At 69.6% G+C, this 24,757-nt stretch carries 20 protein-coding genes and 1 tRNA gene; 12 read left to right on the forward strand and 9 right to left on the reverse strand.

What is annotated here, in order from left to right:
- Nucleotides 1–27: 27 nt before the first annotated feature.
- The 4 genes from PBN85_RS06605 (at nucleotide 28) to PBN85_RS06620 (ending at nucleotide 5,738) form a co-directional block, all read left to right on the forward strand.
- Nucleotides 28–3,027: a glycosyl hydrolase family 28-related protein gene (locus tag PBN85_RS06605; protein WP_271300514.1), complete on the forward strand. Its 3,000-nt coding sequence runs from the start codon at nucleotides 28–30 to the stop codon at nucleotides 3,025–3,027.
- A 193-nt stretch (nucleotides 3,028–3,220) separates the two neighbouring features.
- Nucleotides 3,221–4,303, forward strand: a complete 1,083-nt coding sequence (locus PBN85_RS06610) for a catalase family protein (RefSeq protein WP_271300515.1) — start codon at nucleotides 3,221–3,223, stop codon at nucleotides 4,301–4,303.
- Between the two features lie 104 nt (nucleotides 4,304–4,407).
- A complete protein-coding gene (locus PBN85_RS06615) occupies nucleotides 4,408–4,977 on the forward strand; it encodes a type 1 glutamine amidotransferase domain-containing protein (protein WP_271300516.1) in 570 nt (189 codons plus the stop codon).
- Complete coding sequence (locus tag PBN85_RS06620) at nucleotides 4,977–5,738, forward strand: SDR family NAD(P)-dependent oxidoreductase (protein WP_271300517.1); 762 nt, start codon at nucleotides 4,977–4,979, stop codon at nucleotides 5,736–5,738. The genes PBN85_RS06615 and PBN85_RS06620 overlap by 1 nt, the downstream gene beginning before the upstream one ends.
- A 29-nt stretch (nucleotides 5,739–5,767) precedes the next feature.
- Here the strand turns inward: PBN85_RS06620 and PBN85_RS06625 are convergent.
- Nucleotides 5,768–5,842, reverse strand: a tRNA-Glu gene (locus PBN85_RS06625).
- Nucleotides 5,843–5,913: 71 nt separating this feature from the next.
- Nucleotides 5,914–7,287 (reverse strand): class II 3-deoxy-7-phosphoheptulonate synthase, encoded by a 1,374-nt coding sequence (locus tag PBN85_RS06630; RefSeq protein WP_271300518.1) that lies wholly within the window; start codon nucleotides 7,285–7,287, stop codon nucleotides 5,914–5,916.
- A gap of 168 nt (nucleotides 7,288–7,455) precedes the next feature.
- Between PBN85_RS06630 and PBN85_RS06635 the strand changes: the two genes are divergently transcribed.
- Nucleotides 7,456–8,466: a hypothetical protein gene (locus PBN85_RS06635; RefSeq protein WP_271300519.1), complete on the forward strand. Its 1,011-nt coding sequence runs from the start codon at nucleotides 7,456–7,458 to the stop codon at nucleotides 8,464–8,466.
- 47 nt (nucleotides 8,467–8,513) lie between these two features.
- Complete coding sequence (locus tag PBN85_RS06640; protein WP_271300520.1) at nucleotides 8,514–9,494, forward strand: M48 family metallopeptidase; 981 nt, start codon at nucleotides 8,514–8,516, stop codon at nucleotides 9,492–9,494.
- Here the strand turns inward: PBN85_RS06640 and cysS are convergent.
- Together cysS and PBN85_RS06650 are read right to left on the reverse strand one after the other, a co-directional pair.
- Nucleotides 9,491–10,930, reverse strand: a complete 1,440-nt coding sequence (cysS, locus tag PBN85_RS06645; protein ID WP_271300521.1) for a cysteine--tRNA ligase — start codon at nucleotides 10,928–10,930, stop codon at nucleotides 9,491–9,493. The two genes, PBN85_RS06640 and cysS, sit on opposite strands and share 4 nt — an antisense overlap.
- A gap of 43 nt (nucleotides 10,931–10,973) precedes the next feature.
- The gene (locus PBN85_RS06650) at nucleotides 10,974–12,410 is read right to left on the reverse strand and encodes a hypothetical protein (RefSeq protein ID WP_271300522.1); all 1,437 of its coding nucleotides are present in this window, start codon (nucleotides 12,408–12,410) and stop codon (nucleotides 10,974–10,976) included.
- Nucleotides 12,411–12,695: 285 nt separating this feature from the next.
- Between PBN85_RS06650 and PBN85_RS06655 the strand changes: the two genes are divergently transcribed.
- The 6 genes from PBN85_RS06655 (at nucleotide 12,696) to PBN85_RS06680 (ending at nucleotide 18,671) form a co-directional block, all read left to right on the forward strand.
- Nucleotides 12,696–13,574: a glycosyltransferase family 2 protein gene (locus tag PBN85_RS06655; RefSeq protein ID WP_081792827.1), complete on the forward strand. Its 879-nt coding sequence runs from the start codon at nucleotides 12,696–12,698 to the stop codon at nucleotides 13,572–13,574.
- The gene (locus PBN85_RS06660; protein ID WP_037530601.1) at nucleotides 13,567–14,370 is read left to right on the forward strand and encodes a ChbG/HpnK family deacetylase; all 804 of its coding nucleotides are present in this window, start codon (nucleotides 13,567–13,569) and stop codon (nucleotides 14,368–14,370) included. Before PBN85_RS06655 ends, PBN85_RS06660 begins: the two co-directional genes overlap by 8 nt.
- Before the next feature lie 63 nt (nucleotides 14,371–14,433).
- On the forward strand, nucleotides 14,434–14,940 hold the full coding sequence (locus PBN85_RS06665; RefSeq protein WP_271300852.1) for an RNA polymerase sigma factor: 507 nt from the start codon (nucleotides 14,434–14,436) through the stop codon (nucleotides 14,938–14,940).
- Complete coding sequence (locus PBN85_RS06670; protein WP_037530604.1) at nucleotides 14,937–15,890, forward strand: FecR family protein; 954 nt, start codon at nucleotides 14,937–14,939, stop codon at nucleotides 15,888–15,890. Before PBN85_RS06665 ends, PBN85_RS06670 begins: the two co-directional genes overlap by 4 nt.
- A complete protein-coding gene (locus PBN85_RS06675) occupies nucleotides 15,844–18,225 on the forward strand; it encodes a TonB-dependent receptor domain-containing protein (protein ID WP_271300523.1) in 2,382 nt (793 codons plus the stop codon). The genes PBN85_RS06670 and PBN85_RS06675 overlap by 47 nt, the downstream gene beginning before the upstream one ends.
- 134 nt (nucleotides 18,226–18,359) lie before the next feature.
- Entirely contained in the window at nucleotides 18,360–18,671 is a 312-nt protein-coding gene (locus tag PBN85_RS06680; protein ID WP_271300524.1) for a (R)-mandelonitrile lyase, read from the forward strand.
- A gap of 39 nt (nucleotides 18,672–18,710) precedes the next feature.
- On the opposite strand, the gene PBN85_RS06685 is transcribed toward PBN85_RS06680, so the two are convergent.
- The 5 genes from PBN85_RS06685 to PBN85_RS06705 are packed head-to-tail and all read right to left on the reverse strand — an operon-like array spanning nucleotide 18,711 to nucleotide 24,634.
- A complete protein-coding gene (locus tag PBN85_RS06685; protein WP_037530605.1) occupies nucleotides 18,711–19,571 on the reverse strand; it encodes an HpcH/HpaI aldolase/citrate lyase family protein in 861 nt (286 codons plus the stop codon).
- Nucleotides 19,568–20,020, reverse strand: coding sequence for a MaoC family dehydratase (locus PBN85_RS06690; RefSeq protein WP_037530607.1), 453 nt, complete (start codon nucleotides 20,018–20,020; stop codon nucleotides 19,568–19,570). The genes PBN85_RS06685 and PBN85_RS06690 overlap by 4 nt, the downstream gene beginning before the upstream one ends.
- Complete coding sequence (locus PBN85_RS06695) at nucleotides 20,020–21,867, reverse strand: acetyl/propionyl/methylcrotonyl-CoA carboxylase subunit alpha (RefSeq protein WP_271300853.1); 1,848 nt, start codon at nucleotides 21,865–21,867, stop codon at nucleotides 20,020–20,022. The genes PBN85_RS06690 and PBN85_RS06695 overlap by 1 nt, the downstream gene beginning before the upstream one ends.
- Before the next feature lie 5 nt (nucleotides 21,868–21,872).
- The gene (locus PBN85_RS06700) at nucleotides 21,873–23,468 is read right to left on the reverse strand and encodes a carboxyl transferase domain-containing protein (RefSeq protein ID WP_271300525.1); all 1,596 of its coding nucleotides are present in this window, start codon (nucleotides 23,466–23,468) and stop codon (nucleotides 21,873–21,875) included.
- A complete protein-coding gene (locus tag PBN85_RS06705; RefSeq protein ID WP_037530609.1) occupies nucleotides 23,465–24,634 on the reverse strand; it encodes an acyl-CoA dehydrogenase family protein in 1,170 nt (389 codons plus the stop codon). The genes PBN85_RS06700 and PBN85_RS06705 overlap by 4 nt, the downstream gene beginning before the upstream one ends.
- Nucleotides 24,635–24,757: the final 123 nt, after the last annotated feature.

A 24,757-nucleotide genomic window follows, 5' to 3' on the forward strand; every position in this document is an offset into this window, starting at 1 on the left:
ACGATCGAACCCCCGGGGAGACTGGCCTTGAAGCATATCTGGCTGCTTGGCGCGGCGGCGCTGATCGCGCCCGCGCCTGCGGTGGCGGCGACGACCTCCGTCTATCTCACCGCGCCCAAGGACGAGCGGGCGATCACCGTGCGTGGCGTCGGCGACGGCCGCGCCGACGACAGCGCCGCGATCCAGCAGGCGATCGACGCGGCTGCGGAAGGCGGCAAGGGCGGCGTCGTCTTCCTGCCCTCGGGCCGCTACCGGGTCAGCCGGACGATCTTCGTCCGCTCGGCGGTGCGTATCTTCGGCGTCGGCGCGACCCGGCCGGAGATCGTGCTCGGCGACAATAGCGCCGGCTTCGGCGAGGGCGTCGCGGCGGTGCTCGCCTTCACCGGCGAGGATCAGTATCGCGTCGGCAAGGCGCCGGTGCCGCCGCGGACCAGCGTGCCGTTCGATCCCGCGATCTTCGACGCGACCTCCAGCACCTTCTATTCGGCGATCAGCAACGTCGATTTCCGCATCGGGGCCGGCAATGCCGGCGCGGTCGCGGTCCGCTTCCGCGTCGCGCAGCACGGCTATATCCGCCATGCCGACTTCCATATCGGATCGGGGCTCGCCGGCGTCTATCAGGCTGGCAACGAGTTCGAGGACCTGCGCTTCTTTGGCGGCCGCTACGGCATCATGTCGGAAAAGACCTCGCCCGCCTGGCAGTTCACGCTGATCGACAGCGATTTCAGCGGCCAGCGCGATGCTGCGATCCGCGAGCATGAGGTCGATCTGACTTTGGTCAACGTCGCGATCCGCGACACGCCAGTCGGTATCGAGATCGACCGCGGCTATTCGGATTCGCTGTGGGGCAAGGACGTCCGCTTCGAGAACGTCTCGCAGACCGCGGTGCTGATCTCGGAAGAGAAGAGCGTGTTCACCCAGATCGGCTTCGACAATGCGATCGGCATTAACACGCCGACCTTCGCCCGCTTCCGCGACAGCGGCGCGACGGTGGCGGGCAAGGGTGCCCGCTATCGGGTCAGCGACTTTTCCTATGGGCTGAAGCTCGCCGGGCTCGGCACGATCGGCGATTATGCGACCGACGTGACGATGGCGCCGCTGGCGCGGGTGCCGGCCCGGCCCAGGCCGGCGATCGCGGCGCTGCCGCCGGTCAAGGCCTGGGCGAATGCGCACGACCTCGGCGTCAGGGGCGACGACACCACCGACGACACCGCCGCGCTGCAACGCGCGATCGACACGCATCGCGTCGTCTACCTGCCGATGGGCCGCTATCGCGTCACCGATACGATCAGGCTGCGCCCCGACAGCGTGCTGATCGCGCTCCACCCGAGCCTCACCCACGTCTATCTGCCCGACGAGACGCCCGCCTTCATGGGCGTCGGCAGCGCCAAGGCGCTGATCGAAAGCGCGAAGGGCGGCAATGCGATCGTCCACGGCCTCGGCCTGTGGACCGGCGGCGTCAATCCGCGCGCCACCGCCTTGCTGTGGAAGGCGGGCGAGCGGTCGATGGTCAACGACGTCAAGATCCAGGGCGGCGGCGGCACCGTGCTGACCAAGGGCAGCCCGATCGGCTTCGGCGATCCGCGCGCGCGCTTCGACGGCCAATATCCCAGCATCTGGGTGACCGACGGCGGCGGCGGCACCTTCGCCGCGCTCTGGTCGCCCAACACGCTGGCCTCCGCGGGATTCTACGTCTCCAACACCAAGACGCCGGGCCATGTCTACGAACTGTCGGCCGAGCATCACTATCGCCACGAGATCGTCCTCGACCATGTCGAGAATTGGGAGTTCCTTGCGCCGCAGACCGAGCAGGAGGTCCGCGACGGCGTCAATGCGGTGTCGACCGAGTTCCGCAACTCGCGCAACATCCTGTTCGCCAATTACCACGGCTATCGCGTCACCCGCACGATCAAGCCGATGGACACCGCGGTGCGGCTGTACAATTCGGGCGAGATCCGCTTCCGCAACGTCCATGTGAATGCGGAGAGCGGCTTTGCGAGCTGCGATGCCAAGGGCTGCGGCACCTATACGCGTGCGAGCAAATTCCCCTTCGAGAATGCGATCAAGGACATGACGCGCCAGCAGGAGGTGCGCGAACGCGAATTCGCCCGGCTCGACGTGCCGGCCGCGCCGGCCAGCGCCGCGACCGCACCGGCGATCCCCGTCTCCGCGGGGGTGCGCAAGCTCGCGGACGGCTTCTATTCGATTGCCGGCGCGGCGACCGATGCCAACGGCAAGCTCTATTTCATCGATCGCTTCTTCCAGCGCATCCATGGCTGGTCGGCGGGCGAGGGGCTGACGACGGTGTCCGACGCGCCGCTCGATCCGGTCAATCTCGCGGTCGACCGGTCGGGATCGTTGCTCGTCCTGTCGTCGGCGGGGCGAGACGGCAGCGTCTACAGCATCGATCCGCGCGATCCGGCCGCGGTCCGCGTCATCCCGCCGACGCCGGTGCGCGCCGGGCGCAAGGCGGCGACGCTGCTGCCGGTCAACGTCTGGGCGAACGGTGAATTCGCCGACCGGATCGACCCCAAGACCTATAGCTACCCGCCGCTCAGCGCCTTCTTCACCGGCAAGATGGGCGAGGCGAAGGCGCAGGAATATGTCTCGCCCGACGGATCGCTGGTGCTGCCGGCGTTCCGCGTCTGGAACCAGGGGCCGGACGATCATCAGGGCTGGCGCTGGTCCGACACGCTCGATTCCTACGGCTTCGTCGCGGCGCCGCAGGGCGGCCGGGTGACGCTGACCAACGGATCGGAGAACCGCACCTACAGCGGTCTCGTCGGCGAGGGCGGCCAGGTCACCGACCTCAAGGTGGTCGCCGATCGCGGCGGCGAGAGCGTTGCGCGCGATGCGGCGGGCAACCTCTACGTCGCCAACGGGCAGGTGTTCGTCTACGCGCCCGACGGCACGCAGACGCGGCGCATCGACGTGCCCGAACGGCCGCTGCAACTGGTGATCGGCGGGGCGGGGCAGAAGACGCTGTTCATCCTTACCCACCATGCGCTCTACGCGGTGGATCTGTAGGGCGGGCCGTCGCCGGGCCCCGATCCGGTGCGATCGATAAGCGGCGCCCGCCCCCTGCCGGCCTGATCGCGGGCAGGGGGCGGGCCGCCGCCGCTGCCACGCGCATCGGTCCGGAACCGTACCGCAACAATCGCGGCGTCCCGGGGGTTTGACGAAAGGACCTTGTCCCTCAACGCCCGCAGCGAGATGCCCGATGACCGACGCCCCGATCCGTTACCGTCCCGACGTCGAAGAGGTGAAGCCTGACGAGGCCGAGACGATCGCCGGCCTCAACCAGACGTTCGATGTCATCCTCAAACGGACCGCGGAAGATTACGGCCACGCCGTCCGCTCGGTTCACGCCAAGGCGCATGCGCTGCTCGAAGGTGAGATGACCATCGACGCCGACCTGCCGCCCGAGGTGGCGCAGGGTCTGTTCGCGACGCCCGGCCGGCACAAGCTGCTGATGCGCATCTCGACCAACGCCGGCGACATCCTGCCCGACGCGATCAGCCTGCCGCGCGGCCTCGCGATCAAGGTGTTCGACGTCGCGGGCGAGCGCCTGCCCGGCGCCGAGGGCGAGACGCAGGATTTCGTGCTCAACAACGGCAAGGTGTTCCAGGCGAAGGACGCCGCCGCCTTCCTGTCCAACCTCAAGCTGCTCGCCAAGACCACCGACCGGCTGGAAGGCACGAAGACCGTGCTGTCGACGGTGCTGCGCGGCGTGCATAACGCGCTGGACGCGGTCGGTGCGCAGATCCCCGCAGTCGATACGCTCGGCGGCGCGCCCAATGTCGATCCGCTGGGAGAGACCTATTATTCGGTGACGCCGTATCGCTGGGGTGATTACATCGCCAAGTTCCGCATCGTCCCGGTCGCGCCGGCCCTGACCGCGCTCACCGGCCGCATCATCGACGCGAACGGCCGCGAGGATGCGATCCGCAGCGAGGTGCGCGAGGAAATGGCGCGGATCGACGGCGAATGGGAATTCCAGGTCCAGCTCTGCCGCGATCTCGATCGCCAGCCGGTTGAGGACCCGACGGTCGAATGGCAGGAAGAGGAAGCGCCGTTCCAGCGCGTCGCGACGATCCGCGCCGCGGCGCAGGACAGCTACAGCGACGCCCACGTCCAGCAGATTAACGAGCAGAGCCGCTTCAGCATCTGGACCGGACTTGCCGCGCACCAGCCACTCGGCAACGTCAACCGCGCGCGCAACGCGACCTATCGCCATTCGGCCGATTTCCGCGCCCGCGTCAACGGCTGCCCCTATCACGAGGCGATGCGCGCCGCCGAGTGAGCGGCGCCGACCGCATCGATCTGACGGACATCCTCCCGCGGCCTTCGATACGCCGTGCACCCCGACCGTTCGGGAATACCAATAGCCATTTTAGGAGAATCATCATGACCCTGTCGGGCAAGACCATCGCCATCCTGATCGCGCCGCGTGGCACCGAGGATCCCGAATTCGCCAAGCCCAAGGCGGCGGTCGAGGCGGCCGGCGGTACCGTCACCGTGATCAGCCTGAAGACGGGCGAGGCGCAGACCGTCAATAACGATCTCGATCCGGGCAGCAGCTATACCGTCGACAAGGCGATCGGCGACGTCGCCGCCGCCGATTTCGACGGGCTGGTCATCCCCGGCGGTACGGTCGGCGCCGACAAGCTGCGCGGTTCGGACGCGGTGGTCGCCTTCGTCCGTGACTTCTTCGCGGCGGGTAAGCCGGTCGCGGCGATCTGCCACGCGCCGTGGACGCTGATCGAGGCCGACCAGCTTCAGGGCCGCACGCTCACCTCCTATCCGACGCTGGCGACCGACATCCGCAACGCCGGCGGAAACTGGGTCGATCAGGAGGTGGTGGTCGATAAAGGCCTCGTCACCAGCCGCAATCCCGACGATCTGCCCGCTTTCTGCGCCAAGCTCGTCGAGGAATTCGCCGAGGGTCGCCATCCGGCGCAGGCGGAGAATGCGTGATGGCGCGCTTCGCCGATACGGTCGTGCTGATCACCGGTGCCGCGTCCGGCATCGGTGAGGGGGCGGCGCGCCGCTTCGCCGAGGAAGGGGCGACGCTGATGCTCGGCGACATCGATGCGGCGGCGCTCGGTCGCCTCGCCGACGAGCTGCCCGGCACGGTGGCGGTGCAGACCACCGACGTCTCCGACCGCGCCGCCTCCGAAGCGCTCGTCCAGGCGACGATCGATCGCTTCGGGCGGATCGACGTGCTCGTCAACGACGCCGGCGTCGATCATCTCGGCAAGCTCGACGAGGGCGAGTTCAGCGCCTTCACCAAGGTGATCGAGACCGATCTCTACGGCGTCGTCCAGATGAGCCGCGCGGCGATCCGGCATCTGCGCACGTCGAAGGGCTGCATCGTCAACATCTCGTCGGTATCGGGTCTGGGTGGCGATTGGAACCACAGTTTCTATTGTGCGGCAAAGGGCGCGGTGAGCAATTTCACGCGGGCGCTGGCGATGGACGAGGCGCAGCATGGCGTCCGCGTCAATGCGGTCAATCCGTCGCTCACCTATACCGCGCTGACCGCGGGGATGAAGGAGCAGCCCGAGCTGATCGCCAAGTTCGAGGAGCGGATCCCGCTCGGTCGCGGCGCCGAGCCGGCCGACATCGCCGGCGCGATCGCCTTCCTCGCCAGCGAGGACGCGCATTATGTCACCGGGGTCAACCTGCCGGTCGACGGCGGCCTGACCGCGTCGAATGGCCAGCCACCGCTGTCGTGACATTGGAAACAGTAGAGCGGGAAGACCGCTGGTGACCCCTACGAGAATCGAACTCGTGCTTTCGCCGTGAGAGGGCGACGTCCTGACCGCTAGACGAAGGGGCCGTGCGGTGAGCCAGCGCCTCTAGGCGCTGGGGCAGGGGGCGTCAAGCGGGTTTCGCCGACGCCCCCGTTTATCAGGCGGCGACCTTGCGCCGCTCGGCCATTTCCGCGTTGAGCATCTCGGCGAGCAGGAAGGCGAGTTCGAGGCTCTGCCCGGCGTTGAGACGCGGGTCGCAATGCGTGTGATAGCGATCGGCGAGGCTCTGTTCGGTCACGTCGATCGCGCCTCCGGTGCATTCGGTGACGTTCTGGCCGGTCATCTCCGCATGGATGCCGCCGGCGTGCGTGCCCTCGGCGCGGTGGACGGCGAAGAAGCCGCGCACCTCGGCGAGGATGCGGTCGAACGGGCGCGTCTTGTAGCCGGTCACCGCCTTGACGGTATTGCCGTGCATCGGGTCGCAGCTCCACACCACCGGATGCCCCTCGCGCGTCACCGCGCGGACCAGCTTGGGCAACGCCGCCTCGATCTTGTCGAAGCCATAGCGGGTGATCAGCGTCATCCGCCCCGGCACGCGGCCGGGGTTGAGCGTGTCGAGCATGCGCAGCAGCGCGTCGGGTTCGAGGCTCGGCCCGCATTTGACGCCGATCGGATTGCCGATGCCGCGCAGGAACTCGACATGCGCCGAGCCTTCGAATCGGGTGCGGTCGCCGATCCACAGGAAATGCGCCGAGGTGTCGTACCAGTCGCCGGTCAGCGAATCCTGCCGGGTCAGCGCCTGTTCGAACGGCAGCAGCAGGGCTTCATGGCTGGTATAGAAAGCGGTCTGCGCCAGTTGCGGCACGGTCTCGGGATCGATGCCGCACGCCGCCATGAATTCGAGCGCCTCGCCGATCCGGTCGGCGGTCTCGGCATATTTGCGCGACCACGGGCTGCGGCCCATGAAATCGTGCGTCCAGCGATGCACCTGGTGCAGATTGGCATAGCCGCCCTGTGCGAAGGCGCGCAGCAGGTTGAGCGTCGCCGCCGACTGCGAATAGGCGCGGATCATCCGCTGCGGATCGGGGATGCGGCTTTCGGGCGTGAAGGCGATGTCGTTGACGTTGTCGCCGCGATAGCTCGGCAGCTCGACGCCATCGATCACCTCGGTCGGCGCGGAGCGCGGCTTGGCGAACTGGCCCGCCATGCGGCCGAGCTTCACCACCGGCAGCTTCGACGCATAGGTCAGCACCACCGCCATCTGCAGGATGACGCGGAAGGTGTCGCGGATGTTGTTCGCGCTGTGCTCGGCGAAGGATTCGGCGCAATCGCCGCCCTGCAACAGGAACGCCTTGCCGGCGGCGACCTCGGCCAGTTCGGCGGTCAGATTGCGCGCCTCGCCGGCGAAGACCAGCGGCGGGAAAGTGGCGAGCGTGTCGGTCGCCTGGGTGAGCGCGGCGGCGTCGGGATAGTCGGGAAGCTGGCGGGCATCGGCCTTGGTCCAGCTGTCGGGGGCCCAGTTCGCGGCCATGATCGGTGTGTCCTTCGGGTCTAAACGCCTCGCGACATGCGCCCAAAACGGCTTTGACGCAACGAAGGAACGCTTGGGGCAGTCACCGCGACGTCTTTGCGGGCAACCCCGCATTGCCGGTCATCGCTGCAATCCTCTAGGATGAAGGTAAAGACAGGGGGACGGGGCATGCGGTGGTCGATCATGGGGCTTGCTCTCGCCGTCGCCAGACCGCTGGCGGCGCGCGATCTGCCGGTGCCGGCGGACAAGGGGTGGCAGCATGCGCAGACCGGATTGGTGCTGACCGCACAGATCGACGGGATGCGCCGTACCGCGCTGACCGATGCGACGGCGTCCGAGCATGACGTGATGGCACAATATCAGGCGGCCGACGGCAGCGTCAGCGCGACGATCTATCTCTTCCATCCCGCGGCCGACGATGTCGCCCTCTGGTTCGACCGGTCGCGCACCACGCTCGAGCAGCGCGATCTGTTCCGCAACGCCGCCCCGGCCAGCGCCGATCCGGTCGCCTTCGCTGCGCCGGGCGCGTCGACGCCGTCCGCGCTGCGGCAGGTCTACGGTATCGCGGGCGGCGCAATCCGCAGTACCGCGCTGGCGGCGATCCCGGTCGGTGACTGGATCGTTGTCATCCGGATGACCGCACCGACGCTGACCGCGACGCAGCTCGACGCGCGGCTCCAGGCCGTCATCGGCGGGATACGCTGGCCGAAGCCGGCGGGAATGCCGGCCCCGGCGGCGGTGCCGATCGTCGCCTGCACCACCGCCTTGCACTTCGCCAAGGCGCAACCGATCAAGACGCCCGATATCCTGTCGATGCTGAGCGGAAGCATCGCTGCCTCCGCGGCCAAGTCCGAGCCCGCCGGCCCGCGCCCCGTCTGGTGCCGCGACGGCGAGCCGCGCGTCGAATATGGCGTCTACCGGACGGACGAGCGGAGCTATGTCATGGCGCTGTACGACGCGGGCCGCACCGTCTCCGTCTTCCCGTCGATCATGGGGCAGATCGAGAAGAGCGGCAGCTATGCGGTCTCGCTCACCGATGTCGACGGGACGACGAGCGCCTTTCCGACCTTCGATCATATGCCGTCGCCGAAACAGGTCTGGAGCCTCGTCGGCAGCGGCAAGCGCGTCGCGGTCTCCACCGGCAATCGGGTGACCATCGACGCCAACGCGGTCAAATGACCGGATCGGCGGTTCCGCTGGCGCCGCCGCTCGCCTAGAAGCGGCGGATGATCAAGGCTCTGTTCTGCGTCGCGCTCGGATTGTCGCTGCCTTCGGCGGCCATGGCGCAGGATGCTGCGGCGACCTTTGCGGCGATCCGCGCGGTCGACGGGCGGATGGCGGGGATCGCCTATCGGCTGACCACCGCCAATGCCGCGCTGTGCCGCGAGCTGGCACCGACGCCGGGCTGGGCGATCCATGCGATCGACCAATATGACGCGCCCTTGCGCGACGCGGCGCGGGTCAGCTTCGGGTTCGAGGCGCCGGTCGCGGTCGAGGCGGTGGTGCCGGGCGCGCCCGCGGCGTCGGCGGCGGTCCAGCCGGGCGATTCGATCACCGCCATCGACGGCAAGCCGCTCGCCGCCGTCGCCGGCAAGACGACGTCGAGCGCCACCCGCGACGCCGCGCTCGCGACGATCGCTTCACTGCCCGCCGACCGGCCGCTGCGCGTCGCGCTGGTCCGCGGCGGGCAGGCGCGCAGCGTCACCATCGCCGCCTCGCCGGGCTGTCGCAGCGCGTTCGAGGTGCTGCTCGGGCCGGGCATGGAGGCCTCGGCGGACGGGCGGATCGTGCAGATCGCGGTGCGCTTCTTCGAACGCTATAGCGACGACGAGGTGGCGGTGGTGGTCGCGCACGAGCTGGCGCACAACATCCTCCACCATGCGCGGCGGCTCGATGCCGCGGGGGTGAAGCGCGGGCTGCTCGCCGAGGTCGGGCGCAACGGCCGGCTGTTCCGGCTGACCGAGGATCAGGCCGATCTGCTCGGCATGTATCTGCTGCGCAACGCCGGCTATGATCCGCAGAGCGCAGTGCGCTTCTGGCGCGACCATGGCGGCGACGTCGACGGCGGCCTGTTCCGCAGCCGCACGCATCCGTCCTCGGCGGCGCGGGCCAAGGCGATCGAGGCGGAGATCGCACGCATCCCCGCCGACGCGCCGCGCCCCTATGTGCCGCCGATCATCGCCACCGCCGACCAGCCGCTCGGCTAGGCGGCGGGCGGGACCGCGATCGCCCAGTCCCAGCCGAGCGGATCGCCGTCCATCACCTCGACCCCCAATGCGGCGAGTTCGTCGCGGATCGCGTCCGAGCGCGGGAAGTCCTTGGCCGCCCGCGCCTCGCGTCGTTCGGCGAGCCGCGCGGCGACCCCGGCGGCGTCGATCCCGGCGCTCGCCGGCCGGACGCGCAGATCCTCGCGCGCCAGCGTCGTCAGCCCGAGGCCGAATACCGCGTCGAAATCGGCGAGCGCCGCCAGCCGGTCGGCCGGGCTGATCCTCTTGTCGGCGAGCAGTTCGTCGAGCACCGGCAGCGCGCGCGGCGTGTTGAGATCGTCGGACAGCGCCGCATCGAGCCGTTCGCGATAGGGTGTCGCGGCGGCGGCGCCCTTCGCCTCGCCGCGGGCGCGCAGCGCCGCCACGGTCTGGACGTAGCGTTTGAGCCGGGTCTGCGCGGCGGCGAGATTCTCCCAGGAGAATTCGAGCTCGCTGCGATAGTGCGCCTGCAGGCACATCAGCCGATAGGCGAGCGGATGGAAGCCGCGCTCGACCAGTGCCGGCAGGATCAGCGCGTCGCCCGCCGATTTGGAGACCTTGCCGGTGCGGTTGACGAGGAAATTGTTGTGCATCCACACGGTCGCGCCGGTGTCGGCGGTGCCGGAAAAGGCCTGGTTCTGCGCGATCTCGTTGGGATGATGGATCTCGCGATGATCGATGCCGCCGGTGTGGATATCGAAATGCGCGCCCAGATACTGGCGGCTCATCACCGAACATTCGAGGTGCCAGCCCGGCGCGCCGCGGCCCCACGGGCTGTCCCACTCCATCTGGCGGTTCTCGCCCGGCGCGCTGGTCCGCCAGATCGCGAAGTCGGCCGGGTGGCGCTTGCCCGCGACCGTCTCGATCCGCCCCTCGACCGGGCCCTCGTCGCGGAGGCCGGCGAGCCGGCCGTAATCCGGCACGGTGCTGGTGTCGAAATAGAGGCCGTCGGCGAGCTGGTAGCAATGCCGCTCGGCGATCGCCTCGCCGAAGGCGATCATCGGCCCGACGTGATCGGTGGCGAGCGGGAAGCGGGCCGGGTCGCGGACGTTGAGGTCCTTGAGGTTCGCCTTGAACGCCGCGGTATAATGCGCCGCGATCGCCCAGATGTCCTGCCCGCTGGCGCGTGCCGCCGCCTCCATCTTGTCGTCACCGGCATCGGCGTCGCTGGTCAGATGGCCGACGTCGGTGATGTTGATGACATGGGTGAGGCCATAGCCCTTCCAGGTCAGCACCCGGCCGAGCGTGTCGGTGAACAGATAGGCGCGCAGATTGCCGATATGCGCATAATGATAGACCGTCGGCCCGCACGAATAGATGCGGACATCGGCGGGGTCGGCGGGCTCGAACAGCTCGGTGGTGCGGGTCAGGCTGTTGTACAGCGTCAGCGGCGTCATGCCGCCGCTCTAGCCCGGTCGCCCCGCCGCCGCCAAGGGGCGGTTACCGGCGCAGCGGCAGATCGTCGCGCAGATAGACGAGCAGATGCGCCCCCTCGCGCGGGACGCGCGACACCAGGCGATAGTGGGCGGCGAGGGTGCGGGCCATGATCCGCTCGCTGGCGCGGTTCCACGGCGCCATCGGCACGTCCATCGTCACGATCACCGGTGGCCGCCGCGACAGGATGCGTGCAACCTCGCGCGCCTCGTCGATCCCGGTCGCGCCCTGTTCCGCCTCATAGGCGAGCGTCGAGGGGAAGGCGTAGGCGGTCGGGATGCAGGCCTTGGCCAGATGGTAGAGGATCGCGTCGCCGGCGAAGACATAGGGGCAGCCGCCGCGGTCGTTCGCCGCCATCACCCGGGCGACGGTGCGCGCCGAGTCCGCCTCGGTCGGCACCAGGGCGACGCGCGCGACGAACAGCGCCAGCCCATAGCCGAGCAGCAGCCAGGGCGCGGCGCGCCAGCGGCCGAGCGCGACGCCGGTGAGCATCGCCATCGGCACGAGCAGCGGCAGCGCATAATGATCGAAGAAGGCGCCGATCATCGCAAAGGCGACGAGCGCGGCGGCGAGCCAGCCGAAGGCGATCCACCGCTCCGGGGATCGCGGCCGCATCCGCCAGACCGCGGCGATGGCGATCAGCAGCGGCAGCAATTGCGCGGTCGTGCCGGCGAGCCGCGCGGCGATCTTGGCGGCGGGATAGCCCTTGCGCAGCGCGACCGAGGCGAAATTGGCGAACCAGAAGGCGTCGAACACCGCCGGCCCGCGCATCCAGTAGAAACCGACGATTAGCAGCGTCGGCAGCAGTCCGAGCAGCGCCCAGACCGCCGCCGCCGCGATCACTGCCGGCGCGGAGGCGCGCGCGCGATAAAGATACCAGAGGTGCGCAAGGCCGAAGAAGGCGCCTTCGACGACCGGCGTATATTTGGTCTGGATCGCCAGCCCGGCGAGCAGGCAGGCGACGCAGCCGCTAGCGACGATCGCGCCGACCGCCTGCGCCGCGGCGAGCCGCGGCAGGCGCAACGTCAGCACCGCCGCGCCGCCTACGAACAGATTGTAGAAGACCGGCGACTGCCCGCCGCGCCCGCTGAGCAACGACAGCCACAGCACATAGGCGAGCCCCGCGACGAACCCGCCCGTCGCCGTCGCCCCGAGCCGCCGGCTGCCGCGCATCACCAGCCAGCCGGTCGCCGCCGCGAACAGCGTCGCGACCAGCTGATAGGCGAGGATGCCGTCGCCGGGCAGCAGCCGCATCGCCGCGAAGATCAGGAACAGGCCGGGCGGCTTGCGATCCCACAGATCGACATAGGGCAGGGCACCGTGCAGCAGGCGGTCGCCGACCAGCAGATAATATTGCTCGTCGACATGGATGATCGGATTGCCAAAATCGCGGCAGCGCAGGATCACCGCCCACAGCAGCAACGCCGCGCCTTGCCCGAACATCGACAGCTCGAATGCGGGCCGCCGGAGCGCGGGCGATCGGCCGGCTACCGCGGCTGCGGCCGGGAAACGGGCCATATGGGTCATCGGTCCTTGATAATCCGTGACCGGCACAGCGTCATGCGGAACTTTTTTGCATAGGCCGGTGTGGCTTGGGCGGATCGGTGTCGTCTGTCATCGGGGCATCGCAGCGACCGACGCGCGGCGCCGACGTGGTCTGCGGGGGGTGGACCACGTCGGCATGCGTCGCGGTCCGCGATGCCGCCAGACACGTCCGCCGGGGGCATCATGTTTCTGCTCAACGACCATGATACGATGCTACGCAGCGCGGCGGGATCGTCGATCGCCGCGCGGCGGCTCGATCGGCGGCCGACGCCGCTGTGGACGGTGCTGATCCCGTTCTTCAACGAGCGCGATTATCTCGCCGCGACGATCGCCAGCCTCGCCGCGCAGACCGTGCCGGTGATCATGATCCTCGTCGACAATGGCTCGACCGACGGCAGCGCCGATGTCGCCCGCGCCGCGGTGCGCGCGCACGGGCTCGACGCGCTGGTCATCACCGAACCGACGCCGGGCAAGGTCACCGCGCTGCGCACCGGGCTCGGCTGGGTACGGACGCGCTATGTCGCGACCTGCGACGCCGATACGCTCTATCCGCCGCATTATCTCGCCGAGGCCGAGCGGCTGTTGCAGCGCGACCGCTGCGTCGTCGCCGGCGCCTATTTCGTCCCGCCGGGCGCGGAACAGCCGGCGCGCGATGCCGAGGCGCGGCGCATCCTGTCGGCGGCACGGCTGCTGCCCCGCCAATGCCATGCCGGCGGTGCGGGCCAGTGTTTCGACGTCGCCGCCCTGCGTGCGGCGGGCGGCTTCGACGCCGCGATCTGGGGCTTCATCCTCGAGGATCATGAGGTGATCCACCGGACGATGCGGCAGGGGCGGATGCTCTATTCGCGCGACCTGTGGTGCATGCCCTCGCCGCGCGAGCGCGACCGGGAGTCGATCCGCTGGACGCTGCTGGAACGGCTCGTCTATTCGGCCGCCGCCCCGGTCGCGGGCAGCTGGTTCTTCTATCGCTTCCTGGCGCGCCGGTTGCAGCGCCGCAAGTTGCTCAGCGTACAGATGCGCGAGCGTGCGTTCCAGGATCTGGAGGGAACGGTCCTTGCCTAATTTGATTCTCTGCGCCGATGATTTCGCCTATTCGCGTGGCGTCAGCGAGACGATCGCCGAGCTTGCCGCTTTGGGCAAGCTCAACGCGACGAGCTGCATGACGCTGATGCCCGGCTGGGCAGAGGATGCCGCGCTGCTTCGCGACCTGCCCGCGCACGTTTCGATCGGCCTCCACCTGACGCTGACGCAGGAGCGGCCGCTCACCGATATGCCGCGGCTCGCCCCCGACGGTCGCCTGCCCGAGATCGATCCGCTCGCGCGCCGCGCGGCGCGGCGCAACCTGCCGCTCGACGAGATCGCCGCGGAGATCGCCGCGCAATTCGACGCCTTCACCGCGGCGATGGGCCGCGCCCCCGACTTCGTCGACGGCCACCAGCATAGCCATGCGCTGCCCGGCATCCGCGACATCGTCCTGTTCGAAACCGCGAGCCGCGCGCCCGATGCCTGGCTGCGCGACTGTACCGATCGCGTCGACGCGATGCTGGCGCGCCCCTTCGTCGGCAAGGCGATCGGCAGCGCCTATCATTCGCGCGGACTGCGCCGGGCGGCGGCGCGCTACCGGCTGCGCTGCAACGACAGTTTCGCCGGCCATTATGACTTTTCGAGCGACTACAAGACGCTCTTCCCGCGCTTCCTGCGCCGGGCCGCGGGCATGCATCTGGTGATGTGCCATCCCGGCGCGGGCAAGCGCGACGGCGATTCGATCGCGGCGGCACGGCCGCGCGAAGCAGATGCCTTGCGGAGATGGTCGATTGCGGACATGGCGGCGGCGGAAGGGCTGGCGTTTCCAGCCTGACGGGAGCGTGGACGCAGATTGGGCGAGGCTGGACTTCGCGCCATCTTCCTCGAACAGCGGACGATGCTGGCGCGGCTGCTGACCGCGCGGCTCGGCAGCCGCGACGAAGCGGAAGATGCGCTGCAAGACATGTGGTTACGGATCGACCAGCTCGCCGATCAGCCGATCGCGCAGCCGGTCGCCTTCCTGTGCCGCGTCGCCAGCAACCTCGCCACCGACCGGCGGATCGCGGCGGCACGGCGGGGCGCGCGCGAGGCGGCATGGCTGGAGGATCAGCCGGCTGCGGACGATCTGCCCGATGCCGAACGCACGCTGGTGATGCGCGACCAGCTGCGCGCGATCGAGGCGGCGATCGCGGCGATGCCCGAGCGGATGGCGACGGCATTGCGGCTCTATCGGATCGAAAACCGGCCGCAGCGCGCGATCGCCGAGGAATTGGGGATCAGCGTCAGCGGCGTCGAAAAGCTGTTGCAGCGCGCCTATCGGATTATTCATGCGCAGGCGGACGCGATTGCTGCGGATATGCCGGTCGCGCATCGTCATGATGATGGAAGGGGGCAGCGCCTGTGAGCCGTGACGCACCGAACATCATCGATCAGGCGATCGCCTGGCATCTGCGCCAAGCCGATATGGCGGCGACGGAGTGGGAGGCGTTCGTCGCCTGGCTCGAGGTCCCCGCGCATGCCGAGGCCTATGATCGGGTCACCCTGCTCGACCGGCAGATCGCCGAGGTCCGCTTTCCCGATCCGGCGCCGCTCCCGGTCGCGGCGAACGACGACGCGCCTCGTCACCGCCGCTGGTGGCCGCTCGCCGGGGGCGGCGCGATCGCCGCGGCGCTCGTGCTCGGGCTGACGATGCCGTCGGTGTTCGCGCCGGCCGCCGCCGACCACGTCTACGCCACCCGCGACGGCGAGCGCCGCGACGTCCGCCTCGCCGACGGCACGCAGGTCGCGCTCAACGGCGGCAGCCTGCTGCGCGTCAGCGGCGACGATCCGCGCCGGGTCGCGCTCGATTCGGGCGAGGCGCTGTTCCACGTCGTCCACGATGCCGCGCATCCCTTCGAACTGCGCGCCGGCGACCAAGTGGTGCGCGATCTCGGCACGACCTTCAACGTCGTCCACAGCGGTGCGCGAATCGCGGTCGCGGTCGCCGAGGGATCGGTGCTCTTCCAGCCGGACGGGGCGCAGCTGCGGCTGGGGGCCGGGCAGGCGGTGACGATGGCCGCGGACCACCGGCTGGTCCGCTCGACCCTGCCGACCGCGGTGATCGGCGGCTGGCGCACCGGCGATCTCAGCTTCGACGGCACCCCGGTCGGCGAGGTCGCCGCCAGCCTGCGCCGCGCGCTTGGCATCGATCTGCGCATCATCGGTGACTTGTCGAAACGGCCGTTTACCGGCATGATCCACGTTACAGGCGCTGCCGATCGCGACGTTCCGCATCTGGCCGATCTGATCGGGGCAACATGGCGGCGTAATGGCGAAGGCTGGGTTTTGGCGCAGCGCGACACCGCAACGCCCTGAACTGTTACGAGCGCTGATCCTTGTCGCCGTCTGCCTGCCGGCGGCGGCGCAGGCGCGCGACCGGGTGATCGCCGTCACCATCCCCGCCACCACGCTCGACGCCGCCCTGCTGACGCTGGCGCGGACCAGCGGGGTGGAGATCGCCAGCACCGAAAGCGGCTTGCGCGCCGTCCGCTCCCGCCCGCTGCGCGGCACGATGACGGTCGCCGCCGCGCTCGACACCTTGCTCGCCGGCAGCGGCTATCGCGCGATCGCCTTCGCGCACGGCGGCTATCGCATCGTCGCCGCGCCGCGCAAACGCCTGCCGCCGCCGCACCCGCGGGCCGCGCCGCCGCCACGTGCCGAGGCCGCCCCGGCGGATATCATCGTCACTGCGAGCAAGCAGCGCGTGCCGCTGCTCCGCTATCCCGGAAGCCTGACGCTGATCGGCAAGACGACGCAGGCCAACGGCAGTGCCGCGGCGATCAGCGATCTCGCCGCCGCCGATCCGATCCTGCAGAGCACGCAGCTCGGCGCGGGGCGCAACAAGGTGTTCATCCGCGGCATCGCCGACAGCAGCTTCAACGGCACGACGCAATCGACCGCGAGCGTCTATCTCGACGACGTCCAGCTCAACGCCTCCGGGCCGGACCCCGGCCTGCGCCTCTACGACATGCAGGCGATCGAGGTGATGGAGGGACCGCAGGGTACGCTGTACGGCGCCGGCGCGATCGGCGGCGTGCTGCGGCTGACCTCGAACGCGCCGGTGTTCGATCGCGTCGCGGCGGCGGCGGGCGGCGGCGTCACCGCGACGCAGGGCGGTGCGGCGGGTTTCGACCTGTCGGGGATGCTCAACCTGCCGCTGCTCGACGAGCGGCTGGCGCTGCGCGGCGTCGCCTATGGCGTGCGCGACGGCGGCTATATCGACGATCCGGTGCGTGGGAGAGCGGTCAATCGCGTCGATACGATCGGCGGGCGCGTCGCGCTGCGGGTGCAGCCCGGCCCCGGCTGGCGGATCGACGTCAGCGGCGCCGGCCAGCGGATCGAAGCCGCCGACGGCCAATATGCCGAGACGCGCGACAGCTACCGGCGCAGCAGCCGGCTGGCGCAGCCCTATCGCAACCGCTTCCTGTTCGGCCGCGTCGTCGTCAGCAAGGATTGGGACAGCGGCCTGCGGCTCGTCTCGGCGACCGGGGTGGCGGATTACCATACCCGCGAACTGTTCGATGCCACGCCGCGGGGCAGCAGCCGGCCGGCGATCTATACGGTCGACAACGACAAGCTGCTGCTGTCGCAGGAATTGCGCCTGTCGCGATCGATACCGGGCGGTCCGTCCTGGCTTGCCGGGGTGACGTTGGTCAGCGACAATTCGGTCCTGTCGCGCGCGCTCGGCGGTCCGGGCAATCCGATGGATATCGTCGGCGTCACCAACGTCACCCGCGCCGCCTCGGCATTCGGCGAGACGACGCTGGCGGTAGCCCCGGCGCTATCGATGACGGTGGGCGGCCGTTTCACCAGCGCGCGCGTCGATGGCGAACCCTCGGCGACGCGGCGGCCGAACGCGTACATCAAGGGGCGTTCGACCCAGCGGATCGATCCGACGCTGGCGTTATCCTATCGCCTCGCGCCCGATGTCGCGCTGTTCGCGCGCTATCAGACCGGTTTCCGGACCGGCGGCCTCGCGGTCGCGCAGGGGATCGGCCGCGTCGCCAATTTCGCCCCCGATTCGATCGCGGTGGGCGAGGTCGGCCTGCGCCGCCTGCGCAGCGGCACGACCGGGCTCGGCCTGTCGATGAGCGCCGCGACCGCGCGATGGCGCGGCATCCAGGCCGATCTGCTCAACCGGCGCGGGCAGCCGTTCACCACCAATCTCGGCGACGCCAATATCCAGACGCTGGAGGCGGCGATCGACTGGGTGCCGGTGGTCGGGCTCAGCGTCGCGGCATCGGCGCTCTATACCTACAACCGCGTGCGCGGACCGGTCGCCGACCAGTCGCGCGAGGACAATCGCCGCCTGCCCGAAACCCCGCCCTTCGCCGGCCATGCCGCGGTCGATTATGGCTGGGCAAGCGGCCGGCCGGTCGAGCCGCGCGTCGGCGTGACGTTCGACTATATCGGGCGCTCGGTGCTCGGCACCGGCGACCTGCTCGACGTCAGCCAGGGACGCTATGTGACGCTCGGCGCCTCGGCGGGGCTGCGCTGGCGCAGGGTCGACGTGACGCTGGGGCTCGACAATGTGACCAACGCCGCCGCCAACCGCTTCGCCTTCGGCAATCCGTTCGGCCTCGCCGCGCGCAACCAAGTAACGCCGCTGCGGCCGCGCAATGCCCGGCTCGGCGTGTCGGTGGCGTGGTGATACGCGAGCTTCCGCACCCGCTGGGCGCTGGCGGACACGAGGAGATGTGGCGATGACGATCATCCGCAATGCGACCACGCCGGCGATGCCCGGCAAGACGCCGGGATGATTCACCGGCGACGTGCGCCTCGACAATGTCGTCGCGGCCAATCGGCCGGGCCGGCTCCGCGCTCGTCACCTTCGCGCCCGGCGCGCGCACCGTCTGGCACACACATCCCGCCGGCCAGACGATCATCGTCACCGCGGGCAGGGGCTGGGCGCAGCGCGAGGGCAGTCCACGTGAAGAGATCCTGCCGGGCGATACGATCGTCTTCGACGCTGGCGAGCGCCACTGGCACGGCACCACCGCGACGACGGGGATGAGCCATGTCGCGATGACCGAAAGCGTCGATGGCTCCGCAGTGACGTGGCTCGATCCGGTCACCGATACGGACTATCGCGATTGATCGTTCGCCTTGCCGCCGGAGGATCTTCGCCGGCAGCCTCTAGTCTGCCGCGGCATCTGCTCCGGCACGGGCGATGAGCCGCTGCGCCTGTTTCAGATGAGGCGCATCCACCATCCGGCCGTCGACCTGGAGTGCGCCGGCGTCGGGCGCCGCGGCGAAGGCGGCAGTGATGCGGCGGGCCGCGGCGATCTGCGTTTCGGTCGGGGTGAAGGCGGCGTTGATCGCGGCGACCTGCGCCGGGTGGATCGCCATCATCCCGGTGAAGCCGTCGCGCGCCGCGCGGGCGGCATAAGCGGCGAGCCCGTCGAGGTCGCGGAACGCGGGATAGACGGTGTCGATCGCCGCCACCCCCGCGGCATGCGCGGCGAACAGGGTCAGGGATCGCGCCATCTCATAGGGCGGCGTGTAGCGGCCGTCGTCCTCGCGGCTGGTCGTCGCGCCGATCGCCGCAGGCAGGTCTTCCGCTCCCCAGGTGAGGCCGGCGAGCGGGACCTCTGCCTGCGCGTAACTCCCGAGCGCGAAGATCGCCGCGGGGGTTTCGGTGGCGATCGGCAGCACCGGTGCGGCGATCCCGACCGCGGCCAGCCGTTGCGCAAGCTCGGTCAGGCTCGCAGCGCCCTCCGCCTTGGGCAGGACGATCGCATCGGGGGCGAGGCCGCGCAGGGCGGCGAGATCGTCGGCGACGAAGCCGCCATCGAGCGGGTTGATCCGGACGAACAGCCTTACCGATCCGCGCGGCTCGCGCAGCCGCGCCGCCACCGCCGCGCGCGCCGCGGGCTTGGCCGCCGCCGCCACCGCATCTTCGAGGTCGAGGATCAGCGCGTCGGCGCCGCTCGCCTCGGCCTTGGCGAACCGCTCCGGCCGGTCGCCCGGCACGAACAGCAGCGAGCGCAGCCTCATGCCGCCGACCGTTTGAGCAGGGCGGTGCGCAGGCATTCGCAGACGATCTCATCGCGCTGGTTGCGCATCCGGTGCGCGAAGGTGACGATCCCGGCATCGGGCCGCGAGCGGCTGTCCTTGAGCGCCACCACCTCGGTCTCGGCGCGCAGCGTGTCGCCGAGGAAGACCGGCTTCGGCATCACCAGTCTGTCATAGCCAAGATTGGCGACGAGCGTGCCGAGCGTTGTGTCGCCGACCGACAGGCCGATCATCAGCGCGAAGGTGAAGGTGCCGTTGACGAGGATCTGGCCGAACTCGCTCGCCCGCGCCGCCTCGGCATCGATGTGCAGCGGCTGCGGATTGTGCGTCATCGTCGAGAAGAGCAGATTGTCCGTCTCGGTGACGGTACGGCGGATGTCGTGGGCGATCCGGTCGCCGACCTGCCAGGCGTCGTAGGCGCGTCCTGCCATCATTCCTCTCCCGTCGCGATGCGGGCGAGCAGGGTGCCTTCGGGCACCTGCGCGCCCTCGGCGACCTTGAGTTCGGCGACGCGGCCGTCGAACGGCGCGACCAGTGCCTGCTCCATCTTCATCGCCTCGAGCACCAGCAGCCGTTCACCGCGCGTCACCGCCTGACCGGGGGCGATGAGCACCGCGATCACCCGGCCCGGCATCGGCGAGAGGATCGCGCCGTCGCCCTCGCTGCCGCCGGCGAGCAGATCGGCGCGGGGCAGGCCGAACGGCCATGCCTCGCCGTCGAGGAACAGCACGCCGTCCTGATTGTGGCCCGCGGCGCGCGGCTGCGCGACGAGATGCGTGCGGCCCGCCACCGCGACCGCGACCGATGTCACCGGCGTCCGGTTGACCCGGAAGCCGCGCAGCCCGACCCACGGATCGCGTCCCTCGGGCAGCAGCGCCGCCGCCGCTGCGGCGAGCACGGCGGGCGAGGGGTCGGCAGCGGGGATCAGATCGTCGCCGTGGCGTTCGATGAAGCCGGTATCGACCGCGCCGGCGACGAAGGCGGGATGCGCCGCCGCGCGGGCGAGGAAGGCGGCGTTGGTCTTCACCGGCCATACCTGCGTATCCCGTGCCGCCGCGGCAAGCTTCGCCGCCGCCTCGCGCCGGGTGGTGCCGTGGACGATCAGCTTGGCGATCATCGGGTCGTAATAAGGCGTCACCGCGCCGCCCTGCTCGACGCCGCTGTCGACCCGCACCCCGGGCGGGAAGTGCAGCCGGTCGAGCGGGCCGGTCGAGGGGAGGAAGCCGCTCGCCGGATTTTCGGCATAGAGCCGCGCCTCCATCGCCCAGCCGTGGATGGCGAGATCCTCCTGCCGGCGCGGCAGCGGCTCGCCCGCGGCGACGCGCAACTGCCATTCGACCAGATCCTGTCCGGTGATCGCTTCGGTGACGGGATGCTCGACCTGCAGCCGGGTGTTCATCTCCATGAACCAGATGCGATCGGCGCGCAGCCCATCGGAGCCGTCGGCGATGAACTCGATCGTCCCCGCGCCGACATAGTCGACCGCGCGCGCCGCCTTGACCGCGGCGTCGCACACCGCGGCGCGCGTCGCGGCGTCCATGCCGGGGGCAGGGGCCTCCTCGATCACCTTCTGGTGGCGGCGCTGGAGCGAGCAATCACGCTCGAACAGATGGACGACCTGGCCGTGGCGGTCGCCGAACACCTGCACCTCGATATGGCGCGGAGACAGGATGTATTTCTCGATCAGCACCTGCGTGTTGCCGAACGAGGCGGCGGCCTCGCGCTGGCAACTGGCGAGCAGCTCGGCGAACTCCTCGCGCGCATCGACCTTGCGCATGCCCTTGCCGCCGCCGCCGGCGACCGCCTTGATGAGCACGGGATAGCCGATCGCATCGGCCTCCGCCTGCAGCCGGGCGGGGGATTGATCGTCGCCGAGATAACCGGGGGTGACCGGTACGCCCGCGGCGATCATCCGCTGCTTGGCGGCGTCCTTGAGGCCCATCGCGCGGATGCTCGCCGGCGGCGCGCCGACCCAGATCAGCCCGGCGGCGATCACCGCCTCGGCGAAGTCGGCGTTCTCCGACAGGAAGCCGTAGCCGGGGTGGATCGCGCTTGCGCCCGTCTCGCGCGCCGCGGCGAGGATGCGGTCCTGGCGCAGATAGCTGTCGGCGGCGGGCGCGGTGCCGATGCACACCGCCGCGTCGGCCTCACGGACGAAGGGCATGGCGGCGTCGACATCGGAATGGACCGCGATGGTGCGGATGCCGAGCGCCCGCGCGGTGCGGATGATGCGGCGGGCGATCTCGCCGCGATTGGCGATGAGCAGGCTGTCGATCATGGCCATCACATCCGGAACACGCCGAACGACGGCGACTGGGGGATCGGCGCGTTGAGCGCCGCGGAGAAGGCGAGGCCGAGCACGTCGCGTGTCTGCACCGGGTCGATGATGCCATCGTCCCACAGCCGCGCGGTCGCGTAATAGGGATTGCCCTCGTCTTCGTATTTCTGGCGGATCGGCGCCTTGAACGCCTCGGCCTGTTCGGGCGTCCAGCCGTCGGCGTCGCGGTGGACGGTGGCGAGCACGCTCGCCGCCTGTTCGCCGCCCATCACCGAGATGCGCGCATTGGGCCAGCTGAACAGGAAGCGCGGCGAATAGGCGCGGCCGCACATGCCGTAATTGCCCGCGCCGAAGCTGCCGCCGATCAACAACGTGATCTTCGGCACCGAGGCGGTGGCGACCGCGGTGACGAGCTTGGCGCCGTTCTTGGCGATCCCCTCCGCCTCATATCGGCCGCCGACCATGAAGCCCGAGATATTCTGGAGAAACAGCAGCGGGACTCGGCGCTGGCAGGCGAGCTCGATGAAATGCGCGCCCTTGAGCGCGCTCTCCGAGAAGAGCACGCCGTTATTGGCGAGGATCGCCACCGGCATGCCCCAGATGCGCGCGAAGCCGCAGACGAGCGTGGTGCCGTACAGTGGCTTGAATTCGTGGAAGTCGGAGCCGTCGACGATCCGCCCGATCACCTCATGCACGTCATAGGGCGCGCGCACGTCCTGCGGCACGAGTCCGTAGAGGTCCTGCGCGTCGAGCAGCGGCGGGCGGGGATCGGTGACTTCGATGTCGACCGCCTTGGGCCGGTTGAGCGTCGCGACGATGTCCCGGACGATCAGCAGCGCGTGTTCGTCGTTCTCCGCGACGTGATCGACCACGCCCGACTTGCGCGCATGCGTCTCGGCGCCGCCCAGTTCCTCCGCCGAGATCACCTCGCCGGTCGCGGCCTTGACCAGCGGCGGGCCGGCGAGGAAGATCGTGCCCTGGTTGCGGACGATCACCGTCTCGTCCGACATGGCGGGAACATAGGCGCCGCCGGCGGTGCAGCTGCCCATCACGCAGGCGATCTGCGCGATCCCCTCCGCCGACATCTGCGCCTGGTTGAAGAAGATGCGGCCGAAATGATCGCGGTCGGGGAAGACTTCCGCCTGATGCGGCAGATTGGCACCGCCCGAATCGACCAGATAGATGCACGGCAAGCGGTTCTCGCGCGCGATCTCCTGCGCGCGCAGGTGCTTCTTGACCGTCATCGGGAAATAGGCGCCGCCCTTCACCGTCGGATCGTTGGCGATGATCAGGCATTCGCGGCCCGAGACGCGGCCGATGCCGGCGATCATCCCGGCGCCGGGCGCGGCATCGTCGTACATGCCGTTCGCCGCCAGCGCGCCGATCTCGAGGAACGGCGAGCCGGGATCGAGCAGCCGCTCGACGCGATCGCGCGGCAGCAGCTTGCCGCGCGCGACATGGCGGGCGCGATGCTGCTCCGATCCGCCGAGCGCGCTCGCCGCGATCCGGTCGCGCAGCGTGTCGGCGAGTGCGCGATTGTGCGCGGCGTTGGCGGTGAACTCGGCCGAGGTCGCGTCGATCGCGGTACGCAGCGTCGTCATTGCGCGCGCGGCGCGTCATGGCCGATCAGCTCGCGGCCGATCAGCATGCGGCGCACCTCGTTGGTGCCGGCGCCGATGTCGAGCAACTTGGCGTCGCGCCAATAGCGTTCGACCGGCCAGTCCTTGGTATAGCCCGCGCCGCCCAGCGCCTGGATCGCCTCGCCGGCCACCTTCACCGCGCTTTCCGAGGCGAGCAGGATGCAGCCCGCCGCGTCGAAGCGCGTCGTCTGCCCCGCGTCGCACGCCTTGGCGACGGCATAGACATAGGCGCGCGCCGCGTTGAGCGCGACATACATGTCGGCGACCTTGGCCTGCATCAGCTGGAACTCGCCGATCGGCCGGCCGAACTGCCGGCGTTCGCGGACATAGGGCAATACGACGTCGAGGCACGCCTGCATGATGCCGAGCTGGATGCCCGACAGCACGACGCGCTCGTAATCGAGTCCCGACATCAGCACCTTCACGCCGCCATTGAGCGGCCCCATCACCTGCGCGTCGGGCACGAAGCAATCGTCGAACACCAGTTCGGCGGTGGGCGAGCCGCGCATGCCGACCTTGTCGATCTTCTGCCCGATGGAAAAGCCGGCGAAGTCCTTCTCGATCAGGAAGGCGGTAATGCCCTTCGACCCGCCGTCGGGGATCGTCTTGGCGTAGACGACCAGCGTATCCGCATAAGCGGCGTTGGTGATCCAGAATTTGGTGCCGTTGAGCCGCCAGCCGCCATCGACCTTGTCGGCGCGCAGCTTCATCGACACGACGTCCGATCCTGCGCCCGCCTCCGACATGGCGAGGCTGCCGACATGGTCGCCGGAGATGAGCTTGGGCAGATACTTCGCCTTCTGCTCGGCATTGCCCCAGCGGCGGATCTGGTTGACGCAGAGATTGGAGTGCGCGCCATAGCTGAGCCCGATCGCGGCGGAAACGCGGCTGATCTCCTCGCAGGCGACGAGATGTTCGAGATAGCCGAGGCCGAGCCCGCCGTCCGCTTCCTCGACGGTGATGCCGTGCAGGCCGAGCGCACCCATCTCGGGCCACAGTTCGCGTGCGAAGCGATCCTCGGCATCGACCGCGGCAGCGATCGGCGCGATCCGGTCGAGCGCGAAGCGGCGCGTCGTCTCACGAATCGTATCGGCCATCTCGCCCAGGGCGAAATCCAGCTCAGCCATCCTGCTCTCCAACATGTTTTGCTGGTCTTTTAGGCATTCGGATCGAGGATGGAAATTTCAAAGTCAGCGGCGGCAAGGCGCGCTATCACGCCTGCCGCCGCCGCCTCTCGCAACATTCCGCGT

The organism is Sphingomonas sp. CV7422 (assembly GCF_027945725.1).
In the GTDB taxonomy this organism is placed as follows: Bacteria; Pseudomonadota; Alphaproteobacteria; order Sphingomonadales; family Sphingomonadaceae; genus Sphingomonas; species Sphingomonas kyungheensis.